Here is a 23,099-nt window from a genome sequence, read left to right as displayed (position 1 = left end):
TAAAATAAATTAGTATCTCCCGTTTTTATGCTTTAAAATTTAGTTATCTCTTTCTGCAGAAGCCATTAAGCGAATAGCATTAATGTTAATAAATCCTTTACAATCTATTGGTTCATAACCACCACTAATTTCCATAGAGCCTAATTCTTCATTATATAAAGATACATCACTTGAGATACCTGCCATGATAATATTACCTTTGTATAGTGCTACTTTAGAAGTGCCTGTTACGTTTACTTGGCTTTGTTCCATAGCTGCTTCAAGCATGTTAAATTCAGGAGCATGCCAATAACCGTTATATACTAATTCTGCATATTTTGGCATTAAGCTATCTCTTAGATGCATAACTTCTTTATCCATAGTAATACCTTCTAAGTTATGGTGAGCTTGCCATAGGATTGAACATCCTGGAGTTTCATAAACACCACGTGATTTAATACCAATATAACGGTTTTCAACCATATCTACTCTTCCGATAGCATTGTCATGACCAACTTTGTTTAGATATAAAATCATTTCTAATGGGTCTGTTACTGTTTCATTAGTAGTTTCATTTGTAACTGATACAGGAACACCATCTTTAAATTCAAAACTTAATAATGTTTCTTCATCAGGAGCATCTTTTAATGATACTGATAAACTATATACATCTTCAGGACATCTCATTGCTGCATCTTCTAAGATACCAGCTTCATGAGAAATATGAATTAAATTTTCATCTTCACTGAAAGGTTTTTTTGTTGATGCTTTTATTGGAATATCATATTTCTTTGCATAGTTAATCATATCTGAACGGCCTTCAAATTCATTTAACCATACAGGATCTTTCCAAGGTGCAATTATTTTTACTTCAGGCATGTGCATATAATATCCAAATTCAAAACGTACTTGGTCATTACCTTTACCAGTAGCCCCATGAGCAACGTATACTGTATTTTCTTTCTTTGCAATTTCAACGTGACGTTTTGCAATAATAGGACGTGCAATAGAAGTACCTAAAAGATATGTTCCTTCATAAATAGCATTTGCTTTCATTGCAGGAATAACATAATCTGTTACTAATTCTTCTCTCAAGTCTTCAATGTAAACTTTAGAAGCTCCACTTGCATAAGCTTTTTCTTCAACTGCTTTAAAATCTTCTTGTTGACCAACATTTGCAACATAAGCAATTACTTCAAATCCTTGATTTGCTAACCATTTTAATATAACAGAAGTATCTAATCCACCGCTATATGCTAAAACAACTTTTTTCTTATCCATGACTTTATCCTATTTGTTAATATTTATTTTTTATTTTTTAATTGAGCTTATTATGCATAAATATGCATTAATGTTCAAGTACTTTTTTGAATAAATATTTAAAAAATCAATGATTTTTTTCAAATATGATGTATTTTTTTGATAAATATTCATTTTAATTGGTTTTATATGCAAAAATATTTATGTATTTATGTATGTTTATTAGGTTTTTACTTAAAAAAGCTTGCCTCTTGACAAATTGAATTTTGTATTTGATAATAAATGTGATATCAAAATGATATCTATTTATGAGGTTAGTAGTATGATTGAATTTAAAAATTTGAGTAAACAGTATCAAAAGGAAAAGCCTTTTGCAGTAAAAGATTTAAATTTTAAAGTAAAAAGGGGAGAAATTTTTGGTTTTCTAGGACCAAATGGTGCAGGAAAGAGTACGACTATAAATATGTTAATGGGAGTTCTCTCTCCAACAAGTGGTTCAATTGTGGTTGATGAAAAAGATGTTTTAACAAATAGCTTTGATATTAAAAGTATAATAGGATTTGTTCCAGATGAACCATTATTTTATGAAAAAATGACAGGAATGCAGCATCTTTCATTTATCTGTGATGTTTTTAATGTTAATGATGATGATAGAAATGAAAGAGCTCAACGACTTTGCAAGTTGTTTAATTTAGAAAAAGCAATAAATGATCGTATCTCTTCATATTCTCATGGGATGAAACAAAAACTTGGTGTTATTGCTGCTTTAATACACGAGCCTAAAATATTAGTATTAGATGAACCTATGGTTGGATTAGATCCAAAAGCTTCATATATATTAAAAGATGTAATGAGAAGATTTTGCGACAAAGGTGGAACTGTATTTTTTTCAACTCATGTAATGGAAGTTGCACAAAATCTTTGTGATTCGATTGGAATAATAAATAAAGGTGAATTAGTATTTAATGCAACTTTAAAAGAGTTTAATGAAAATGAAAATTCTTCACTTGAAAAAATGTTCTTAGAAATTACAGGGAATGAAGATTTAGAATCTGTTGTTGATGAGGCACTTTTATGAGAATAAATTTAGTATTTGATTTAGTAAAGCATCAATTAATTGCTTCAAAACCATTAGAGCAATTTGTCTCTAGTGCAGGAAAAAGTAAGAATACTTTATTAAATAAAGTGTTAAGACTTTTAGGCATTATTTTGATTGCTTCAAGTTTTATTTATTTATTAGGTTCAAACTATTTTGGATATATTAAAATTTCAAAAATGTTACAAATAGAAAAAGAAGGTATTGCTTTTTGTACTTTCTCAAGTACTTTGTTTTTATTATTTATAAGTACAACATATTTGGAACATACATATTTTAGAGGGAAAGATACTAAAATATGGAGACTTTTACCAATATCTAAATCTGAGTTTTATTTTGCAAAATTTTTAGCAAATTATGCTTATTCTCTTTTATTAAATATCATAGTTACTTTACCTATGATTGTAGCAATTTTTTATTATTTTGGATTTTCCTCTCTTTCTGTATTTTCATCCTTTTTTCTATTCTTTTTATTGCCTATTGTCCCTTTAGTTATTAGTAGTTTATTAGTCATTTTAAAGATTACAATATTTAGAGGTCGAAGTATTAAAATTGTAGACTTTATATTTAATAATGGACCGTTTATTTTTGGAATTTTGTATTTATCTAAAAGTGCAAATCAAATGACTAGATTAGCTTTTGAAGGAGCAGCTATAGATCAATTAGTAGCTTTGAATAATTATATTGTATCTATTGGATCTCTTCCTTATTTCTCCCTTATGGGATCTACTTTTTTCAAAACGTACTCTCTTTTTTCATATATTTTATTTACTGTTGCAGTTTTTTTATTGGCAGCTGCTATTATTGCACCGTTGTTTGAAAAATGTATGAATCTTATAACTCTTGCTAATAATAATGAAAATAAAGCAAGGAAAAATATAAATAATAAAGAATTTAAATTTGCTTCTAATAATTTATTTTTATCATTAATAAAAAGAGAATTTTACATTTTAGGAAGTGAAAAAGGATTTTTATCAGAAAGTATTTCTGAAATGTTAATTCCTATTATATTAATTATTGTATGGCAATTTTCAGGTAGTTTAGAAGAAATAAGTGAATTGATTGAGGAGTTTTCAAGTTCTACCTATTTTATAGCTATAATTTATACTATAGTTCATTTGTTTGCTGCTATGGTATTAATTTCTTCGACTTCAGTTAGTAGAGAAGGACATTTGTTTAAATTAAATAAAATTCTTCCAATCGATGTTAAGAAAATTGTAAAAGCAAAAGTTGCTTTCCATTTGATATTTATTACAATGATTCAAATAATTTATTTAATTGTATTTGTTGTTATGTTTGATATAAATATGATTAATTTCATTTGGATGATACCTTTATTTATAATCAATAGTATAAACATATCATTATCAGGGCTTTTCTTAGATTATTCTAATCCTAAATTAGAATGGGAAGTAGGGGTTGCCGCTATGAAAAGGAATATGAATGGTGCTATAGGAATGTTAGTTGGTGTATTGGTAATAGCTCCTTCTATATTGATAGTTTTTTTTAAACTTGAATTTGTTTTATTAGCTATTATAGTTTCAATTATAATTAGTTTTGTATTCAAGAAATTAACTTACAAAGCTGCTAATAACATATTAATTTAATTTAATTGTATATAATATAAGGATTTATTAATATTAACTAGTTTTAGTATATTTATAATAAATCCTTTATTTTGTATTTTTTTAAAAAAATAAAAAAGTTTGTTTTTTAGCTATTTTAGACTAGCTTTTTTGAAAATTTAGATATATTCTCCCTAGCTAGAAAACCACTATAAAAAGTTATTTTTTAAACTAATAAAAGAGGTTTGGTGAAAAATTTTAATTAAGGAAGTAACCAAATGAAAAATAATGACTATTATATAAATAGACAAAATGCATTTGAGTCCAATGCTAGGAGCTATCCTAGGAAATTCCCTTTTGCTTTAAATAAAGCATATGGGTCATATTTAGAAGATGTGGAAGGAAATAAATATTTAGATTTTCTTTGTGGTGCTGGAACACTTGCTTTAGGTCATAATAATCCTGAAGTGAATAAAGCAATGATCGATTTAATTTCAAGTGAAGCTCCTCTTCATACTCTTGATTTAATTACTCCTACCAAAGATTTATTTGTACAAACTTTAATTGAGAACTTACCAGCAGGATTAAAAGATAGAGCTAAAATTCAATTTTGTAGCCCATCAGGGACTGATGCTGTTGATGCTGTAATTAAGTTGTTTAAAACTGTTACAAATCGTAGAACTGTTATTGCATTTAGCGGGGCATATCATGGAATGGGACATGGAGCCTTAGCTCTAACTGGAAATTTAGGAGCAAAAGAAAAAGTAGCTTCATTAATGCCGGATGTTCATTTTTTCCCTTTCCCTAATTCTTATAGATGCCCATTTGGGATTGGTGGAGAAACTGGTGTTGATGCTGCTATTGCATATTTTGAGAGAACATTAAAAGATCCAGAATCTGGTATTACTAAACCTGCAGCAGTAATTCTTGAACCCATTCAAGGTGAAGGTGGGGTCATTGTAGCACCTATTAAATTTTTAAAAGAAATTAGAAGGATAACAAGAGAATTAGATATTCCATTAATTTTTGATGAAATCCAATGTGGTATAGGAAGAAGTGGGAAATTTTTTGCACATGAATATGCTGATGTTACTCCGGATGCTATTTTAGTTTCTAAAGCGATAGGTGGTGCACAGCCAATGAGCTTAGTAATTTATGATAATAAATATGATGTATGGGATGCAGGCTCCCATGCAGGAACTTTTAGGGGCAATCAATTAGCCATGGCTGCAGGCACAGTATTAATGAAAAAGGTTTGTCAAAAAAAGTTTCTAAGAGAAGTTAAGGAAAAGGGTGATTACTTAATAAATAAATTAAATAATTTAAAAAATGAAGTTTCAATAATAGGGGATGTTAGAGGAAAAGGCTTAATGATAGGTATTGAATTTATTAATCCTAATGGTGAAAAAGATTCTCTTAATTGTTTTCCTTATTCTGGTGAAATTTCTGCATTAGTTCAAAAAAAATGCTTTGCTAAGCACTTAATTATGGAAAAAGGTGGCAGATATGGTTCTGTTATGAGAGTATTATGTGCATTAAATGTAAGCTATAAAGAAATAGATTTAATGTTTGATATTTTCTCAAGTGCAGTAAAGGAGGTTGATAGTGAATATAGATAATTTATTATTAACAAGTAATATTAAATCTAAGGAATATTATCAAGAAATTATATCAAAAACTTCTAAAGCAATCGTTAAAGCTTACAATTCGACTAAAGCTTACAAAGGCTTAACCCCTGATAAATTAAAAGAGGAATTAAGCAATATTGATTTATTACCTAATAATGGAAAGTCATACGATGAAGTATTAGAGCTAATGTCTAGAAAGATCTTACCAAATTTTTTATATACATCATCTAAAAATTATATGGCACATTTACATAGCCCTTCATTAATAGAAGCAATAGCTACTGAATTAATAATATCAACATTTAACCAATCCTTAGATTCTTGGGATCAAAGTCCAATTGCTACAGAAGTTGAATTAATTGTAATAAAATTACTTTGTAAATTGTATGGCTTTAATGAAAATAGCGATGGTGTATTTACCTCTGGTGGTACTCAGTCTAATTTTAGTGGAATAATGTGTGCAAGAGATTGGTATTGTAATGAAGTTTTACATCATGATATAAAAAAGGAAGGATTACCAAATAATTATTCGAAGTTTAGAATATATACTTCTTCTGTTTCTCATTTTTCGGTTGAAAAATCTGCACATATTTTAGGTCTAGGTTATAATAGTATACGAAAAGTAGAAGTTGATGAGGCTTATAAGTTAGATACGAATAAACTTATAGAAATGATTGAGCAAGACATAAAAGATAATAATATTCCGATTGCTGTAATCGCAACTATTGGAACAACTGATTTTGGTAGTATTGATGATATTAAAGAAATAAGAAAAATTTGCGACAAATATAACATGTATTTACATAGTGATGCAGCTTATGGTGGAGCTTTAATATTTAGTGACAAAAATAAATATAAAATTGAAGGAATAGAATTGTCTAATTCTATTACAGTAGATTTTCATAAAATGTTTTTAATTCCTATTAGCTGTAGTGTTTTTCTAGTTAATAATAAGAGCTTGTTAGAACCTTATCAATTACATGCGGATTATTTAAATAGGGAAGAAGATGAAGAAGATGGATATACTAATCTAGTTGGGAAAACTATTCAAACTACACGACGCTTTGATGCATTAAAAGTGTGGGTTTCTTTGCAAACTCAAGGAGTTTCAGGTTTTGCAAATATTGTAGATCTTTCATTATCTAATGCTTATAAATTGTTTAGTTTGTTAGATTTAGAAGATAATTTTACTACTTTGATAGAGCCTGAATTAAGTTCTGTAGTTTTTAGATATAAAGGATCTAATAACTTAAATAAAAAAATCAGGAAATTATTAATACATGAGTACGGGCTAGTTATAGGACAAACAAGTATAAATGAAAAAGTCTATTTAAAATGTACTTTACTTAATCCTTTAGTTGATATTTATGATTTGGGACATATTATTAAATCTATTAGTAATATAGTAAAAGATGAAAAAATCAAACTTTATAAATAAAAAATGGGAGATATTAATATCTCCCAAAAAGTTTTTAGTTAAAGTTTGAATATGACATTATCTAGAATCTTTAACATTAATTCAATTTCATCTTTTTTGATGGTTAATGGTGGTACAAATCTTACCACATCGCTAGCAGCTCTAACTAATAATAATTTTTCTTTTAAACATTCATTAATTATTAGAATTGGATCTACTTTTACAACGATTCCTTGCATTAAACCAAGTCCTCTAACACAATCAATTTTCTCAGGATATTTATTAGCTAAGTTTTGTAATCCTTCAGTTAGTAATTTACCTTTTTCTTGTACTTCTTTAATGAAGTTAGTATCTTCTAATTTACTCAATACTGTAGCAGACGCATTAAGTGCAACCAAATTACCACCAAAAGTTGATGCGTGATCACCTGGGACAAATACATTGTCAGCCTTTTTACCTACAACCATGGCGCCGCAAGGTATTCCACCACCTAGAGCCTTAGCAAGTGTTAATATATCCGGTTTAACATCAAAGTTTTGATAACAGAAAGGTTTTCCACTTCTTCCCATTCCACATTGAACTTCATCAAAAATTAACAATAAATTGTTTTCATCACACAGAGTTCTAAGACCACTTAAAAACTCTTGAGTTGCAGGTATTATTCCACCTTCTCCTTGTAATGGTTCTACTATTATTGCACACACGTCATTATCTATTTTATTTTTTACACTTTCTAAATCATTATAGTCTGCGTATTCTATTCCTGTTAAAAGAGGGAAGAAGTTTTTATGGTATTTAGGTTGTCCTGTAGCTGTAACTGCACCGTATGTTCTTCCGTGGAAAGAGTGATTCATTGATATTATTTTATATCTATTATCTTTAGAACCAAATTTTCTAGCAAGTTTTAGAGCTGCTTCGTTAGCCTCTGCACCACTGTTACAATAGAAAGCTTTTTCTAAACCTGAAAGTTTAATTAATTTTGATGCAGCTTTTAATTCATATGGGTGCCAATATAAATTTGAAGTATGTAAAACGCCGTTATAAAGAACTTCAGTAATTGCTTCTTTTATCTCAGGGTTGTTATAACCTAAGGCGTTTACTGCTATTCCCGCTACAAAATCAAGATATTTATTACCTTCGGTGTCTATTAAATAATTTCCTTCACCTTTCTCAAACACTATTGGAAATTTGGAATAAGTATTTAATATTACATTTTTAGATTGTTCTATTTGATTATTCATTGAATTCTCCTTTTTTAAACATCATAGTTCCACATCCTTTAGAAGTAAATATTTCTAATAAAATGGAGTGTTCTAAATTACCATCTAATATGTGAATAGATTTAACACCTTTTTCAACAGCTTCAATACAGCATTGAACTTTTGGTATCATTCCACCTTTTATAGTCCCATCTTTAATATAATTTTTTGCTTGTTCTTTAGTTAATCTACTGATAGAACTCTCATTATTATCTTTATTTTCTAATATTCCATTAGTATCAGTTAAGAAAATTAATTTTTGAGCTTTTAGAGCAGCCGCTATTGCACTAGCAGCATAATCAGCATTTATATTATAGGTATTTCCCTTTTCATCACTTGCTATAGGAGAAAAAACAGGAATATAATTTTTTTCTAAAAGAGTATCAATTAATTCAGTATTAACTTTATCTATTTTTCCAACAAATCCTAAATCAACTTCTTTTATTTCTTTTGATACTTCTAGAGTGTTGCCATCTTTTCCACTAACACCAACTGCGTTTAAACCATGAGATTGTAAATCTTGAACAAGGCCTTTAGAAATAGAGCCAGATAATACCATTTCAGCAATTTTTGCAGTTTCTTTATCAGTTACTCTCAAACCATTAATAAATTGTGTTTCTTTGTTCATTTTTTTAAGTGTGTTAGTTATATCTTTTCCACCACCATGAACTACTACAATATTAACACCTAAATATTTTAGCATTGAAATATCTTGTATAATTGAGTTTTTTAATTTTTCGCTACTCATTGCAGAACCACCATATTTAACTACTACAGTTGTGTCTGCGAATTTTCTTATATATGGAATAGCTTCTATTAATACATCAGCTTTTTTTATATATTCTTGCATATTAGCTCCTATAATCTCCATTAATTTTTACATAATCATAGCTTAAGTCGCATCCCCAAGCTTTTGCAGAGCTATTTCCATCTCCTAATGTAATGAAGACTTTAATAGTTTTTTCTAATAATATTTTTTTAGCAATTTCTTCATTAAAGTTAATAGGGATACCATTTTTTACAACATTAATATTTCCAAATTCACTTTCAAAATTAATTGAAACTTTATCTACATCAAATTCGGCATCACTGTATCCCATACTGCATAATATTCTTCCCCAGTTAGCATCGCTACCAAAGAAAGCACATTTCACTAAGCTAGAACTAATTACTGATTTAACTAAAATTTTAGCATCTTCTTTAGATTTTGCGCCGTTAGCTATAACTTCAATAAATTTACTTGCACCTTCACCATCTTTAACTATTGCTTTTGCAAGATAAGTATTCACAAAGACAAAAGCTTCTTTAAAATTTTCAAAGTCCTTTGTGCCTTTTTTAATTTCAGTATTTTTTGCAGCTCCGTTTGCTAAGACTAGAACTGTATCATTAGTACTAGTATCTCCATCAACACTAATCATGTTATATGTATCTTCTATTGTATTACCTAGTAATGTTTGAATGGTTTTTTGACTAATATTTGCATCAGTAATAATAAAGCTTAACATTGTTGCCATATTAGGATGAATCATACCAGAGCCTTTAGCAGAACCTGTAATTGTTATTTCTTTTCCATCAATTTCCGTTTTGACTGAAACTGTTTTTTTAGTTGTATCAGTTGTAAGAATAGCTTCATTAAAATTATTTAGATTTTCATCTTTATCTTCAATGGTTTTTACGATTGTATTAATACCTTTTTTATATGTTTCCATGTTTAATGGAACACCTATAACACCTGTAGAACAAACTAAAACATTTTCTTTTTCGCAGTTTAAATTTTTAGCAACTTCTATAGCTATATCTTCATTGTCTTTATCACCTTGAATAGATGTGCATGCATTAGCATTACCACTGTTTACAATTATAGCTTTAGTTTTAAATTTGTTATCTGTTAGTTTTTTATCCCATTTTACTGGAGCAGCTTTAACTTTATTAGTTGTGTATGTTCCTGCACTAACTCCTAGTGTATCACTAACTATTATAGCCATATCTTTTTTTACTTTTTTTAGTCCACAAGCTATACCATTGGTTTTATAGCCTTTTGGAAGTGTTGGGTTTTGAAGTTTTTTATACATTTTACTTTTTCCTTATAGCGGAGTTGATGAAAATTGAGTTAATCCTAAATATTGATCAAAACCAAAATGTAGGTTCATATTTTCTATAGCTTGTCCACTTGCACCTTTTACTAAGTTATCTATTGCACCTAATACGATAATATTATTTAATCTCTTATCAATATAAAAAGATATATCGATACGATTAGTATCTTTTACATATTTTGTTTCAACAATTTTATCTTTACCTAAGAAATTAACAAACTCACAATCTTTGTAAAAATTATCATATGCCTTTATAATTTCCTCTTCAGTTACACTATCTTTTAGTTTTGCATAACTTGTTGCTAATATTCCTCTATTCATAGGAATTAAGTGAGGTGTAAATTGAATTTTGATTTCTTTATTTGCTAATTTAGATAGTTCTTGTTCAATTTCAGGAGTGTGTCTATGTGATGTTATTCCATAAGCTTTTATGTTTTCGTTTGCTTCACAATAGAGAGAGTTGTAATTTAAGCTTTTACCAGCACCTGTTACTCCACTTTTAGCATCTATTATAATGGTTTCAGTATTTATTAATTTATTTTGAACTAGGGGAGCTAAAGATAGAATTGAACATGTAGTGTAGCATCCTGGATTTGCAATTAATTTAGTATCTTTTACTTTATCTTTATAGATATCTGTTAATCCATAAATAGCTTGATTTAAAATATTTTCTTCTGCAGCTTGTGCTCCATACCAAGTTTCGTATGTTTTAGGATCTTCTAATCTAAAATCTGCACCTAAGTCTATTATAACAGTATTATTTAGTACTTCTTGTGTTATCATATCTTTTGCTACTCTGCTAGGTAATGCTAAGAAAACAACATCGCATAATTTACTAACTTCTAATAACTCTAAATTTTCTAATAAAAGATTAGTAAATGGAGAAAAGTTTTTATATATATCACTTAATAACATACCACTATGGCTTTTTGAGCCTAAATAAACAATATTTACTTCTTGATGATTTAATAATAATTGTACTAGTTTAGCTCCAGAATATCCTGTAGCTCCAACTACACCAACTTTTAACATATTCTATCTCCTATATGATAATTTAGCATATTTATACAATAAATATTCATATTAATCAAGTAAAAATTAATATTTATACAAAAAGTTTTACTATTACTTAATATTTATACATATGGCTAATAAATATTTAAAAATAAGTTGATATATATACAAAAAAAACTTGGATACATTTAATTGTATCCAAGTTATAAAGTTGTAAGTTAGAAATAATTTTTATTTTACGTCTATACCATAAAGTAAATCGAAATATTCCATATCTGTTGTTAATACTTTATTTAAATCAGGTATAGTTTTTTTATAAGATTCTAAAGTTCTCCATAATTTAAAGAAGTAAGGATCAGCTTCATAAGCATCTGCATAAATTTGAGCAGCTTCTGCATCTGCTATACCTTTTATTTCTTCACTTTCTGCATAAGCTGAAGAGATAATATTTTTTTGTTCACTCTCTGTTTTACCACTCCATTCAGCTAGTTGACCTTGACCGTAAGATCTATATGCTTCAGCAATCTGATTTCTTTCTTTTATCATTCTTTGATAAACACTTTGAGTTAAATCATCACTATATCTAATTTGACGAATAACAATGTCTATCAATTCTATACCATAAGCTTCTGTGAAAGTATCTGCCATATCATACATTTTAGAAGATAATCCTTCACGACCAATGCTAATTGTTTCTTGAAGTGTAGAAGTGCTAGTAACTTGTCTTAAAGTTTCTGAATCTTGTACATTTTCAAGATTTTGAACATTTTCTTCTATTTTAATTTCATTAATTTGGTTTGAATTTCTTACAGCTTCATTTAATGAGTTTTCAGAAATAACCGTTCTAACAGTTGAGTCTAATATGTCATTAAGTCTCGAAATACCATTACTTAAAGTATTAACTGTTTCATAGTATTTAGCTGGGTCACTAATCTTCCATCTAGCAGTTGTATCAACCCAAATAAATTGATTTTCTTTTGTTGGAATTCTTTGAGCTTCTCCATCCCAAGATAAAACTTTTTTAGGGTAAATTAATACATTATCAATAACTGGCATTTTAAATTTAAGACCAGCTGAATCTTCTGTTTGAATAATCTTACCAAATCTAGTAACAACTGATTGTTCACCTTCATCTAAAGTATAGAAAGGTCCTAGTAAAATAAATACTATTAATAGTGCTAGTATAACAACTAGAGTAGTTATGAATTTTTTCATTAGTTAATACCTCCTGTTGTTGGTGCTACCACGGTGCTATTAGAATTTTGAATTTGAGAAATAGGGAGGAAGTTTTCTAAATCTTTATCAATTAAGGTTAAGTTACTACTTCCTTCACTCATGATTTCTTCCATTGTTTCAATGTATAGTCTGTCTGCTGTAATTTCTTTACTTTGTTCGTATGTATTTCTCATACTGTTAAATCTTGCAACATCACCTTTTGCATTATTAACTCTTTCCTTAGCATAACCTTCAGCAATTTGAATTTGTTGTTTTGCTTCACCTTGAGCTTTAGGAATAACTGAGTTGTATTGTTCTTTACCTTCGTTAATATATCTATTCATATCTTGGATAGCTTTGTTAACATCTTCAAAAGCATTTTGTACGTCACCTTCAGGTGGAACAATGTTTTGAAGTTTTACAGTTACAACTTTGATACCTAACCCATAAGAGTCTAAAGTATCTTGCATTTGTTCTTGTGCAAGAATTTCTATATTAGTTCTTTCACTAGTCATAACTGAAAGTATTGGTAAATCGCCAACTAATTGGTTCATTGTACTTTGACTAATGTCTCTAATAGTTTTTTCTTTTTCATATACATTAAATAACCATTGTTGTGGATTGCTTATTTGATATTGAACAATCCATTCAAGATCAATGATATTTAAATCGCCTGTTAGCATAATTGATTCAGAAGGATAATCAGTGCTAGCGATTAATGGGCTAGTATTAATTGTGCTTCTGTAACCAAAAGTCATTGTTTGTACAACTTGTGTTGGAACGGTGTAAGCTTTTTCAATTCCTAGAGGAATTTTAGTTTGTAAACCAGGTCCAACTGTTCTACTATATCTTCCAAATCTTGTAATAACAGCTTGCTCAGTTTGGTCGACAACGAAAAAACTAGACATAGCTGATGCAAGAGCAATGATAGCAACTAATAGCCAAATAACCAGTTTAGGACTGATATTCAGTTTTTTATTATTATTTGCTGGTTTAAAAGGTTCTTGATCCATTTCATCTCCTCGAGAGTATTATTTGTCTCTTATATCTTAAATGTAACTATGATTTGTACTATCGGTCAAGCTATTTCAAGATAATCATAGTTTTTACATAAGAAATAATAGGAAAAGTTGTATTTTTTATAAAATATTTATTATTACCACTATATTTTAAAATTATGAGATTAAATAATATCTATATAGGTTGAAAATTTGTTATTTCAATTATATTATAGCAAAAGCATTAAAAAAAATATTGTATTTTTTAAGAACCTGGAGGTTTTTATGAAGAAAAAAAGACTAGTTACTTCAGCACTACCTTATGTAAATAATATTCCACATTTAGGTAATTTGACTCAAGTTTTATCTGCTGATGTATTTGCAAGATTTTGTAGATCAAAAGGATATGAAACTTTATATGTTTGTGGAACAGATGAATATGGTACAGCTACTGAAACTAGAGCATTACAACAAGGTGTTACCCCCAGAGAATTATGTGACCATTATCATAAAATTCATAAGGATATTTATAAATGGTTTGATATAAACTTTGATTACTTTGGAAGAACAAGTACAGAAAAACAAACTGAAATTGTTCAACATATATTTAAGAAAGTTGATGAAGCCGGTTATATTAGAGAAGGTGAAATTGAACAACTTTATTGCCCAAATTGTGATAGATTCTTAGCTGATAGATATGTATTAGGCACATGCCCCCATTGTGGAAGTGAAAATGCAAAAGGTGATCAATGTGATAATTGTTCAACACTTTTAGAGCCAACAGAATTAATAAATCCACGTTGTAGTGTTTGTGGTACAACACCTGAAGTTAAACGAACAAAGCATTTATATATAGATTTACCTAAAGTATTGCCTTTATTAGAAGAATGGATGAATGAAGCTTCTGTAAATGGATTTTGGGCTAAAAATGCTGTTCAAGTAACTAAGAGCTGGATTCGTGATGGTTTAAAAGAAAGAGCTATAACTAGAGATTTAAAATGGGGTATTCCTGTTCCTAAAGAAGGATATGAAGATAAAGTTTTCTATGTATGGTTTGATGCACCTATTGGTTATATTTCAATCTCAGCTTATGCTGTAGAAGATTATAAGAAATGGTGGCAAAGTCCTGAAGATACTGAATTGTATCAATTCATTGGTAAAGATAACATTCCTTTCCATACAGTTATTTTCCCATCATCATTATTAGCAACTGGTGAAAACTGGACAATGCTTCATCATATGAGTTCTACTGAGTATTTAAATTATGAAGGTGGAAAATTCTCAAAAAGTCTTGGTGTTGGTATTTTTGGTAATGATGTTATGGATACTAAAATTCCAAGTGATGTTTGGCGTTTTTACATGTTCTATAATAGGCCTGAAAAATCAGATGTTATGTTCTCTTGGGCAGATTTCCAAGAAAAAGTTAATGGTGAGTTAATTGGTAATTTATCAAACCTTGTTAATAGAACTTTGTCATTCCTTAATAGATTCTATGATGGTAAAGTTCCTGAAGGTGAATTTGATAATGAGTTGATTGAACAAATTCTTGAAAAAGAAAAGAAAATTGATGAACTATTTGAAAGAGCTGGCGAAAGAGATGCATTAAGAAATATATTCTTCTTATCTTCTATTGGTAATAAAGCTTTCCAAGATGGAGAACCATGGAGATGTAGAAAAGAAGATCCTGAAAGTGCTGCTAAACTTCTTAGAACTTTAGTTTATTTAATTAGAGATTTAGGTGTTTTAGTAGAACCTTATATGCCACAAACAAGTAAAAAAATTCTTAAATTTGTAAATTGCGAAAATGCTAATTGGTCAGATTTAGGAAAGTTTGATGATAGTATTAAAACTATTGGTGAAATTGAATTATTATTCTCAAAACTTGAAGATGACAAAATTGAAGAATTTAGAACTAGATTTAGTGGTTCTCAAGCTGAAAGAGAGAAGAAGATAGGAGATAAGAAAGTGGAAGAAAATAAAGAAAGCTTAAGTGTAGCTGATGAATTTGCTTCTCGTGTTGATTTAGTTGTATCAAAGATTGTTGAAGTTGAAAAACACCCTGAAGGTGATAAACTTTATATTTTAAAATTAGATACTGGTGATGAAGATGATGATAGAACAATTGTTTCTTCAATCGTTCCTTACTACAGTGCTGAAGAACTATTAAATAAAAATATTGTGCTTGTTAGAAATTTGAAACCTGCAAAATTTAGAGGTGTTAAATCAAGAGGTATGTTGTTAGCAGCTAGTGCAAAAGATGATGAAGATCATTCAACTTGTGAAGTTCTTTTTGCTGATGAATTTGAAGTAGGTACTACTTTATTACCTGAAGGTACTTCTAATCCTGAAGCTGCAAGATGTTATGTTAAAGGATCTAAATTCTTTAGTATGCCAATGTATACAGAAGAAGGTGTAGTTAAAGTTGATGGTAAAGCTATAAAAGCTGAAGACGGAAAAACTTTAACTGCTAAAGTATATGTAAATGGTGAAGTTGGTTAGTAAATATTAATTATTATAAAACTAAAGCAAGCTGCATTTTTTATGTGGCTTGTTTTTTAATAAAAATAATTAACTTGATTTCTTCTCATTTATATAGATATACTAATTATATGGAAATTTCTAACGTAATGTTTGCTTTTGGGCTAACTGCATTTGCAGGATTAGCAACTGGTATCGGCTCTATAATGTCATTTTTCTCAAAGAAGTTTAACCCTAGGTTTCTTGCAACAGCTTTGGGTTTTTCAGCAGGTGTGATGTTATATGTTTCTATGATTGAAATATTTGTGAAATCAAAAGATGCACTTGAAGGTGCACTTGGAGCAAGGCAAGGATATTGGGCTACTGTCGGCTCTTTCTTTCTAGGTATTGCTATTATTGCAATAATTGATAAGTTAATTCCTAGTTATGAAAATCCTCATGAATTTCATACTAATCCTCAAGAGGAATATGAAAAAACTCATCATGATAAAAAATTGATGAGGATGGGATTGTTTAGTGCTTTAGCTATTGCTATTCATAACTTTCCAGAAGGTTTAGCAACTTTTATAGGTGCTTTAAGTGATCCAGCACTGGGTGTCAGTATTGCTATCGCTATAGCAATTCATAATATTCCTGAAGGTATTGCAGTATCTGCCCCTATATATTATGCAACAAAGAGTAAAAGAAAAGCTTTTTGGCTTTCTTTACTTTCTGGAGTAAGTGAACCAGTGGGTGCTTTAATTGGGTATTTTATACTAAAAGACTTATTTAATGATATAACTTTTGGTGTTGTTTTCGCACTAGTAGCCGGTATTATGGTATATATTTCCTTAGATGAATTATTACCAACAGCTGAAGAATATGGGGAACATCATTTTGCTATAGGCGGGGTAATTGCTGGTATGGCAGTAATGGCACTATCTTTAATTTTAGTTGCTTAAAAATCAAAAATACTTATATAACAAGTTCTTTTCATAGGGCTTGTTTTATTTTTATTATAATCATATAAAAAAATATATTTGCAGAATATAAAAAATTATATTATAGTGATATTGAATTGGAGATTATATGAATTATTTAGAATTAGATACCCCATCTTTAGTAATAAAGAAAAATACAGTTGAAGAAAATATTAAATTTATGCAAGATTTAGCAAATATAAATAATGTTAATTTAAGGCCTCATACGAAAACTCATAAAATGCCTAAAATTGCAAAATTGCAACTATCTAATGGTGCTATTGGAATAGCTGTAGCTAAAATTGGTGAAGCAGAAGTTATGTGTGATAATGGTATAAATGATATCTTTATTGCTAATGAAATTATCGGAAAGCAAAAATTTCAAAGGATTGCTGCATTAAGTAAATCTAATTATATCTCTTTTGGTGTAGATAACCCTATTCAAGTAATTCAAGCAAACGATGTATTTAAATCTTTTAATCAAACAGCAAATGTCTTAGTTGAAATAGAAGTTGGAGAAAATAGAAGTGGAATAATTGAAAAAAAGGATTTTATTCAGTTATTAAATGTTATAAAAAAATCAACTAATATTACATTTAAAGGTATTTTTTCACATGATGGTAATAGTTATAGTGCTAAAAATATTGAATCTTGCATAGATATATCAATTAATGCACAAAAGCGTACTCTCGAGTTTTCACATATCGCAAAAGAGATGGATATGGTATGTGAAGTTGTAAGTTATGGATCAACTCCAACTTTATTTAATAAATGTCCAATATTAGATGGGATAACAGAGATAAGACCTGGAACTTATATTTTTATGGATGCCTCTCAAGCTAATTCTGTAAATGATATTAGTAGATGTGCTGCTATGGTTTTAGCATCAGTTATTAGTAAACCAACAAAATCTAGAGTTATTTTAGATGTAGGTGCAAAAGGACTTACTATGCAAGAAAGAACTTTAGGAATTTGTAAAACTATAGGGAAAGGTACTTTATTTAACTATCCAAATACTTATATTGAAAAAGTATTTGATGAGCATGCAATAATAAATAATGAAGAGTTTTCTAAACAAATTAATATAGGGGATAAAGTTTTAATAATACCAGTTCATATTTGTCCAGTTTGTAATTTATATGAAAAAGCATATTTAATTGATCAAAATGAAGTTGTAGATGAAATAGATATTGCTTGTCGAGCAAAGTTACAATAGAGGAAAAAAAATGAATCCTTTAATTAAACCTTATATACCTATTGCAAAAATAATTGTTGAAACTTTTGGTACTGATTGTGAAGTAGTTATCCATGATTTGTCAAATCCTGAGCACTCAGTTGTCTATGTTGAAAACCCTGTAGTAACTAAAAGAGAAGTAGGGCAAAGTTTTGATCATATAATTAAACAGGTTATTTATTCAAAAAAACTTAAAGATGACTATGTCTGTAATTATTATTTTAAAACTACATTAAATGTATTAGTAAGATCATCTACTCTTTTAATTAGAGATGAGAATAATAAATTAGTAGGAGCTTTATGTATTAATATTGATACAACTAAGGTTACTAAACAAATTGATTATTTAAAGGCTTTTTTACCTAATAGGGAAACAACTTTCTTTGATGATATAAGTGATGATATAATAAAAAATGATTTTGAAGTTGAAGATGATAATTTACATGTAAATACTATGATTACATCTTTAATTGATAATATTTTAAAAGACTGTAATATTGATATTTTAACTAGGGATGAAAGAATAGAAAAAATAAGATTCATGGATAAAAAAGGTATTTTTTTGATGAAAGGGAGTGTTGAAGAAGTTGCTAAAAAAATGAATATAAATAAAGTTACAGTTTATAGTTATTTAGATATTGTAAGGGGGAAAAGAAAATGAAAGTAGCTCAAATACAGATGAAAGTTTCAAAAGATAAAGAAGAGACTAAGAAAAGAGTCGAAAAGTTTATTGAAGATATTAGAAATGAAAATGTTGATTTAGTTTGTTTGGGTGAAATGTTTGATTGCCCATATGATATTAATTTATTTCATAGTTATGCAGAGAAAGAAGGTGGAGATATATACAACTTTTTATCTAATATTGCAGAGAAATATAAAGTATACCTTTCTGCAGGATCTATTAGTGAGCTAGATGGTAATAGTGTTTATAACACAGCTTATGTTTTTGATAGAGATGGGAATAAAATTGCAAAACACAGAAAGATGCATTTATTTGATATTGATATTAAGGGTGGACAATCATTTAAAGAGTCTGAAACTTTAACTGCTGGTAATCAAATAACTACTTTTAATACTGAATTTGGTAAAATGGGACTGTGTATTTGTTATGATTTTAGATTTCCAGAACTAAGTAGATTAATGACTTTAGATGGTGCAAAAGTAATTTTAGTCCCTGCTTCTTTTAATCTGACTACAGGGCCATCTCATTGGCAAACAATGTTTAAATCTCAGGCATTAAATAATCAAGTGTTTGTTATTGGAACTTCTCCAGCTAGAGATATGAAAGCTTCTTATAAATCTTATGGTCATAGTATAATCACAGATCCTTGGGGTGAAATTGTAAGTGAGTTAGATTCAAAAGAAGGGATAATGATAAAAAATCTTGATTTAACTAAAATAGATGAAATTAGAGAACAGCTTCCACTATTAAAACATAGAAGAGAAGATATCTATACAATATGTAAAAGGTAGGTAATATGAAACATATATATTTAGAATCTAATAAAAAGGGCCATTATTCACCGGCTGTTATATCAAATAATATGGTATATATTTCGGGACAATTACCAATTGATTATAAGAGTGGTAAAGTGGTTGATGGTGATATTACTATCCAAACTCAACAAGTATTAAATAATATTAAGCTGATATTAGAAAAAGTAGAATTAACTAAATTTAATATAGTTCAATGTCGAATTTATATACCAGATATCAAATACTGGGATATTGTTAATGATGTATATAGTTCTTTTTTTGAGTCACATAAGCCGGCAAGAGTAGTTGTTCCATCTAGAGATCTTCATCATGGGGCGTTAATAGAAATTGAAGCAATAGCAGAAATCGAGGAGAAATAAATGAAATTTGTTTGTTCTAAGTGTGGAAAAAAAGAGAGTGTTTCAACATTAAAACCTAAGTGTGAATGTGGTGGGCTATGGAAATTAGATTTTACACCTCCTAAATTTGAAATTGATAAAATTGATAATACTCAATGGAATATTTTTAGGTACAGACCTTTTTTAGCTTTAATAGATGATAGCTATAAAGATATAACTCTTGGTGAGGGGCTTTCTCCTATTATAAATTTTGATGATAATCTTATGCTTAAAATGGACTATTTTATGCCAACTTTATCTTATAAAGATAGGGGAGCTGCTGTATTAATTTCACATTGTAAAGCTATAGGTGTTAAATCTGTTGTGCAAGACAGTAGTGGTAATGCAGGAAACAGTGTAGCAGCATATTGTGCAAAGGCTAATATTAAGTGTGAAATATTTGTTCCTGAAAATACTTCCCCTAAAAAAATCGCCATGATAAAAGCTCATGGAGCTAAAGTAAATGTAGTAAAAGGGAGTAGGGACCATTGTGCCGATGTATGTAGATCAAAAGTTGAAAGTGATAATGTTTATTATGCTAATCATGTTTATAATCCATTTTTTTATGAAGGGACTAAAACCTATATTTATGAAGTTTATGAACAATTGAGAAGAATTCCTGAGAATATATTCATACCAGTAGGTAATGGTACATTGTTTTTAGGAGTAATGAAAGGTTTAGAAGAATTAAAAAATAGCGGGGTAATTAATGAAATGCCAAAAATATTTGCAATTCAAAGCGAATACTGTGCTCCTTTATTAACCTCTTTCAAAAAGCATAAAATAATTGCTTCTATTGTTGATATAAAGACAACCCTTGCAGAAGGTATTGCAATTGGTAAACCAATGAGAGATAAAGAAATTCTTGACTATTGTTATAAATATAATGTTGAATTTATTTATGCCTTAGAAAAAGATATTTTAAATGCTAGGTCTACTTTAGCTAAAAAAGGAATATATTGTGAACATACAACAGCTGCAAATTATGCAGCATATGAAAATTATATTAAAAATAATGGAGTTTTAAAGGACTGTTTAATTACTATGTGTGGAGCAGGGTTGAAATCTGATCATTAATCAAAATACTGTTATTTTCTTATTGCTATAACTTTCATCTTCAGTGGTCTCAAAATTTAAGTAGATAGTATCGGAAAATAAACCTGCATTTAAATCATTTATGTTACTAGATGAAGTAGTTATATAAAGATTAAATTGTTTTAATTCTTCAGCACTGATTTTTTGAACTACATATTTATCACCATTACTAACAGTATGAGTCTTTTTATCGCTCTTACTAACTTTTAGTGTATAAGGGAGTTGTTTATCTCCTTCACCAGGCGAATTAGATTTTAATATAAAATTATTTTCACTTGTAATTTGTAATCCTATATAGTAACTATCTGAACTGTCTTTTGTCTCAGCTAATGGATCTGTTAATATAGCTTGTAAGTATATTTCCCATTCTAAATTATCTGAAGAAGGGGAGTTGAAAAAGCTAGAATTAGTCCAACTACTAGGTCTCTGTGCATTTACTTGTAGATATGTATCATAAACTTCGATAAAACTTTCAGGGGTTGCTTGAAGGTTAATAGAGTCGGATAGAGAGCTACTAAAAAATGATTCTTCTGTATCATAATAATTATCTAAATAAAACAGATAGTAGTTTGTTGCTCCACCTGTATCAAGTGTTAAAAATGAATCAGAAGCTCCAGATGTATTTAAAATGTTATTAGGGTTATCTATCAAATAATAGAGGGTAATATCAAAACTAGAAGCAAGTTCTGTTAATTTAGTTCTATTATAAATGTAAGTCTTAGCATCATCAATGAGATACCAAGTTGTTTCATCATCTATATACTCATAGTTGATAGTAGTTTTTACAAGAAGTGTACAAGTAGAACTGTTAGTCCCGTCTGATAAAGTTGCTTTATAATTTTCAATGTTTATGTGAGGAGTTGCTTGGTCAAGATAATTTGTGTCTGTTGAAATTGTAGTTAATTCGATTATTTTTTGACCGCTTAGTACTTCGGTCTCAAAAGAATTTTCAGTATTTTTTATTGTTAAGTTAATTAAGGCATCTTGTTCTTCAATGTTTAAAAAATCAATTTTATATTCATAGCTATCATATGTGCAAAATATGAATGATGAAGCAAAAATAGTAATCGCTAATAAAATTAAAATTTTTTTCATATATTTTCCTATTCTCATGTCATAAGATTATTATGATTGATTCAAATTGTCAATAATTTAGTTTACTTTTAAGATATTTTTGCTATATTTTGTTATCAAATCTTGTTATATTTGATTTTTCGTGTTAAATTATAATTGATTTTATTAGATAAGAGGATGACATGAGGAAAAAAATCATATTTATTTCACTAATTATGACAACACTTGCAAATTCTATTTTATTTTCAGCAACTCCAATTTCTGGGCCAAATTTTGGTCAACCTCTTGAAATATATTCAATTTGGAACCCGAATTCTTCACCTCTTTTTATATTATATGCGAATAATTCTAGTATCGATTATTCTCAATCAACAATACAATATGAAACTGAAGATTATGATTTAAGCGTATCTAATCAAACTGATGATTTTACTTTATATGTTGAAAGTAATTTTTATAGACCTCGTAATAAATATTATTTATATGATTTAAATATTTATTTTTCTAAATATTTTGTTCCAGTTGATGATACCGAATACAATGAAGGAGCTTATCCTGAAGTTGAATTAAATTTGAATGCAACTGTTTCAACTGATTATTTTGAAATGTGGACACCACCTTATTATTCTTATTACTATTATATAGTTCCAGATTATAATGTTCAAAATCAAAACGCTACATTATTGTATAATGGACGTTCAGTAGAAGCTAGTAAATATACATATAGTATTCTAATTTCAACAGGATCTCATGCTTTAGATTTAATTGATTTTAATTTTTCATGGACTGGTTATACTGGTGCTACTAGGTATTGGGATATGGAAGGCTACGTATTAGTAGAACTTGAGAGTGTTTAAA

20 protein-coding genes are annotated in these 23,099 nt (G+C 28.6%); 12 read left to right on the top strand and 8 right to left on the bottom strand.

Annotated elements, in window-relative coordinates; translation table 11 throughout:
• Positions 1–39: 39 nt before the first annotated feature.
• Complete coding sequence (locus ACPKM0_RS06680) at positions 40–1,260, bottom strand: argininosuccinate synthase (protein ID WP_472474509.1); 1,221 nt, start codon at positions 1,258–1,260, stop codon at positions 40–42.
• A 301-nt stretch (positions 1,261–1,561) separates the two neighbouring features.
• Between ACPKM0_RS06680 and ACPKM0_RS06675 the strand changes: the two genes are divergently transcribed.
• The 4 genes from ACPKM0_RS06675 (at position 1,562) to ACPKM0_RS06660 (ending at position 6,966) form a co-directional block, all read left to right on the top strand.
• Positions 1,562–2,317: an ABC transporter ATP-binding protein gene (locus tag ACPKM0_RS06675; protein WP_472474507.1), complete on the top strand. Its 756-nt coding sequence runs from the start codon at positions 1,562–1,564 to the stop codon at positions 2,315–2,317.
• A complete protein-coding gene (locus ACPKM0_RS06670) occupies positions 2,314–3,942 on the top strand; it encodes a hypothetical protein (protein ID WP_472474505.1) in 1,629 nt (542 codons plus the stop codon). The genes ACPKM0_RS06675 and ACPKM0_RS06670 overlap by 4 nt, the downstream gene beginning before the upstream one ends.
• 236 nt (positions 3,943–4,178) lie before the next feature.
• Positions 4,179–5,519, top strand: coding sequence for a diaminobutyrate--2-oxoglutarate transaminase family protein (locus ACPKM0_RS06665; RefSeq protein ID WP_472474503.1), 1,341 nt, complete (start codon positions 4,179–4,181; stop codon positions 5,517–5,519).
• Complete coding sequence (locus tag ACPKM0_RS06660) at positions 5,506–6,966, top strand: pyridoxal phosphate-dependent decarboxylase family protein (protein ID WP_472474502.1); 1,461 nt, start codon at positions 5,506–5,508, stop codon at positions 6,964–6,966. Before ACPKM0_RS06665 ends, ACPKM0_RS06660 begins: the two co-directional genes overlap by 14 nt.
• 38 nt (positions 6,967–7,004) lie before the next feature.
• On the opposite strand, the gene ACPKM0_RS06655 is transcribed toward ACPKM0_RS06660, so the two are convergent.
• From ACPKM0_RS06655 to hflK, 6 genes are all read right to left on the bottom strand, one after another.
• On the bottom strand, positions 7,005–8,186 hold the full coding sequence (locus ACPKM0_RS06655; protein WP_472474501.1) for an acetylornithine/succinylornithine family transaminase: 1,182 nt from the start codon (positions 8,184–8,186) through the stop codon (positions 7,005–7,007).
• Positions 8,179–9,054 (bottom strand): acetylglutamate kinase, encoded by an 876-nt coding sequence (gene argB / locus ACPKM0_RS06650; RefSeq protein ID WP_472474499.1) that lies wholly within the window; start codon positions 9,052–9,054, stop codon positions 8,179–8,181. Before argB ends, ACPKM0_RS06655 begins: the two co-directional genes overlap by 8 nt.
• Before the next feature lies 1 nt (position 9,055).
• On the bottom strand, positions 9,056–10,276 hold the full coding sequence (gene argJ / locus ACPKM0_RS06645; RefSeq protein ID WP_472474497.1) for a bifunctional ornithine acetyltransferase/N-acetylglutamate synthase: 1,221 nt from the start codon (positions 10,274–10,276) through the stop codon (positions 9,056–9,058).
• Positions 10,277–10,288: 12 nt separating this feature from the next.
• Positions 10,289–11,332: an N-acetyl-gamma-glutamyl-phosphate reductase gene (gene argC, locus ACPKM0_RS06640; RefSeq protein WP_472474495.1), complete on the bottom strand. Its 1,044-nt coding sequence runs from the start codon at positions 11,330–11,332 to the stop codon at positions 10,289–10,291.
• A gap of 213 nt (positions 11,333–11,545) precedes the next feature.
• Positions 11,546–12,529: a protease modulator HflC gene (gene hflC / locus ACPKM0_RS06635; protein WP_472474493.1), complete on the bottom strand. Its 984-nt coding sequence runs from the start codon at positions 12,527–12,529 to the stop codon at positions 11,546–11,548.
• On the bottom strand, positions 12,529–13,542 hold the full coding sequence (gene hflK, locus ACPKM0_RS06630; RefSeq protein WP_472474491.1) for an FtsH protease activity modulator HflK: 1,014 nt from the start codon (positions 13,540–13,542) through the stop codon (positions 12,529–12,531). Before hflK ends, hflC begins: the two co-directional genes overlap by 1 nt.
• A 270-nt stretch (positions 13,543–13,812) precedes the next feature.
• Here hflK and metG point away from each other — a divergent pair, with 270 nt between their 5' ends.
• From metG to ACPKM0_RS06595, 7 genes are all read left to right on the top strand, one after another.
• The gene (gene metG / locus ACPKM0_RS06625; RefSeq protein WP_472474489.1) at positions 13,813–16,026 is read left to right on the top strand and encodes a methionine--tRNA ligase; all 2,214 of its coding nucleotides are present in this window, start codon (positions 13,813–13,815) and stop codon (positions 16,024–16,026) included.
• A 110-nt stretch (positions 16,027–16,136) separates the two neighbouring features.
• The gene (zupT, locus tag ACPKM0_RS06620) at positions 16,137–16,946 is read left to right on the top strand and encodes a zinc transporter ZupT (protein WP_472474487.1); all 810 of its coding nucleotides are present in this window, start codon (positions 16,137–16,139) and stop codon (positions 16,944–16,946) included.
• 127 nt (positions 16,947–17,073) lie between these two features.
• A complete protein-coding gene (locus ACPKM0_RS06615; RefSeq protein WP_472474485.1) occupies positions 17,074–18,180 on the top strand; it encodes an alanine racemase in 1,107 nt (368 codons plus the stop codon).
• A 10-nt stretch (positions 18,181–18,190) separates the two neighbouring features.
• Complete coding sequence (locus tag ACPKM0_RS06610) at positions 18,191–18,859, top strand: helix-turn-helix transcriptional regulator (RefSeq protein ID WP_472474484.1); 669 nt, start codon at positions 18,191–18,193, stop codon at positions 18,857–18,859.
• A complete protein-coding gene (locus tag ACPKM0_RS06605; protein ID WP_472474482.1) occupies positions 18,856–19,671 on the top strand; it encodes a carbon-nitrogen hydrolase family protein in 816 nt (271 codons plus the stop codon). The genes ACPKM0_RS06610 and ACPKM0_RS06605 overlap by 4 nt, the downstream gene beginning before the upstream one ends.
• Before the next feature lie 5 nt (positions 19,672–19,676).
• Complete coding sequence (locus ACPKM0_RS06600) at positions 19,677–20,054, top strand: RidA family protein (RefSeq protein ID WP_472474481.1); 378 nt, start codon at positions 19,677–19,679, stop codon at positions 20,052–20,054.
• On the top strand, positions 20,055–21,149 hold the full coding sequence (locus ACPKM0_RS06595; protein WP_472474479.1) for a threonine synthase: 1,095 nt from the start codon (positions 20,055–20,057) through the stop codon (positions 21,147–21,149).
• Here ACPKM0_RS06595 and ACPKM0_RS06590 read toward each other — a convergent pair whose 3' ends face one another.
• Complete coding sequence (locus ACPKM0_RS06590) at positions 21,150–22,262, bottom strand: hypothetical protein (RefSeq protein ID WP_472474478.1); 1,113 nt, start codon at positions 22,260–22,262, stop codon at positions 21,150–21,152. It abuts the gene before it with no gap.
• A 161-nt stretch (positions 22,263–22,423) separates the two neighbouring features.
• Between ACPKM0_RS06590 and ACPKM0_RS06585 the strand changes: the two genes are divergently transcribed.
• A complete protein-coding gene (locus ACPKM0_RS06585) occupies positions 22,424–23,098 on the top strand; it encodes a hypothetical protein (protein ID WP_472474476.1) in 675 nt (224 codons plus the stop codon).
• The last annotated feature ends 1 nt before the right edge of the window (position 23,099 follow it).

Source organism: Pleomorphochaeta sp. (genome assembly GCF_050031695.1).
Lineage (GTDB): Bacteria > Spirochaetota > Spirochaetia > Sphaerochaetales > Sphaerochaetaceae > Pleomorphochaeta.
This window is presented reverse-complemented; position numbering and strand designations above follow the sequence as displayed.

Coding starts and splice junctions, on each gene's coding strand:
- ACPKM0_RS06680 (WP_472474509.1), bottom strand. CDS start 1,260: ATGGATAAGAAAAAAGTTGTTTTAGCATATAGCGGTGGATTAGATACT.
- ACPKM0_RS06675 (WP_472474507.1), top strand. CDS start 1,562: ATGATTGAATTTAAAAATTTGAGTAAACAGTATCAAAAGGAAAAGCCT.
- ACPKM0_RS06670 (WP_472474505.1), top strand. CDS start 2,314: ATGAGAATAAATTTAGTATTTGATTTAGTAAAGCATCAATTAATTGCT.
- ACPKM0_RS06665 (WP_472474503.1), top strand. CDS start 4,179: ATGAAAAATAATGACTATTATATAAATAGACAAAATGCATTTGAGTCC.
- ACPKM0_RS06655 (WP_472474501.1), bottom strand. CDS start 8,186: ATGAATAATCAAATAGAACAATCTAAAAATGTAATATTAAATACTTAT.
- argB (WP_472474499.1), bottom strand. CDS start 9,054: ATGCAAGAATATATAAAAAAAGCTGATGTATTAATAGAAGCTATTCCA.
- argJ (WP_472474497.1), bottom strand. CDS start 10,276: ATGTATAAAAAACTTCAAAACCCAACACTTCCAAAAGGCTATAAAACC.
- argC (WP_472474495.1), bottom strand. CDS start 11,332: ATGTTAAAAGTTGGTGTAGTTGGAGCTACAGGATATTCTGGAGCTAAA.
- hflC (WP_472474493.1), bottom strand. CDS start 12,529: ATGAAAAAATTCATAACTACTCTAGTTGTTATACTAGCACTATTAATA.
- hflK (WP_472474491.1), bottom strand. CDS start 13,542: ATGGATCAAGAACCTTTTAAACCAGCAAATAATAATAAAAAACTGAAT.
- metG (WP_472474489.1), top strand. CDS start 13,813: ATGAAGAAAAAAAGACTAGTTACTTCAGCACTACCTTATGTAAATAAT.
- zupT (WP_472474487.1), top strand. CDS start 16,137: ATGGAAATTTCTAACGTAATGTTTGCTTTTGGGCTAACTGCATTTGCA.
- ACPKM0_RS06615 (WP_472474485.1), top strand. CDS start 17,074: ATGAATTATTTAGAATTAGATACCCCATCTTTAGTAATAAAGAAAAAT.
- ACPKM0_RS06610 (WP_472474484.1), top strand. CDS start 18,191: ATGAATCCTTTAATTAAACCTTATATACCTATTGCAAAAATAATTGTT.
- ACPKM0_RS06605 (WP_472474482.1), top strand. CDS start 18,856: ATGAAAGTAGCTCAAATACAGATGAAAGTTTCAAAAGATAAAGAAGAG.
- ACPKM0_RS06600 (WP_472474481.1), top strand. CDS start 19,677: ATGAAACATATATATTTAGAATCTAATAAAAAGGGCCATTATTCACCG.
- ACPKM0_RS06595 (WP_472474479.1), top strand. CDS start 20,055: ATGAAATTTGTTTGTTCTAAGTGTGGAAAAAAAGAGAGTGTTTCAACA.
- ACPKM0_RS06590 (WP_472474478.1), bottom strand. CDS start 22,262: ATGAAAAAAATTTTAATTTTATTAGCGATTACTATTTTTGCTTCATCA.
- ACPKM0_RS06585 (WP_472474476.1), top strand. CDS start 22,424: ATGAGGAAAAAAATCATATTTATTTCACTAATTATGACAACACTTGCA.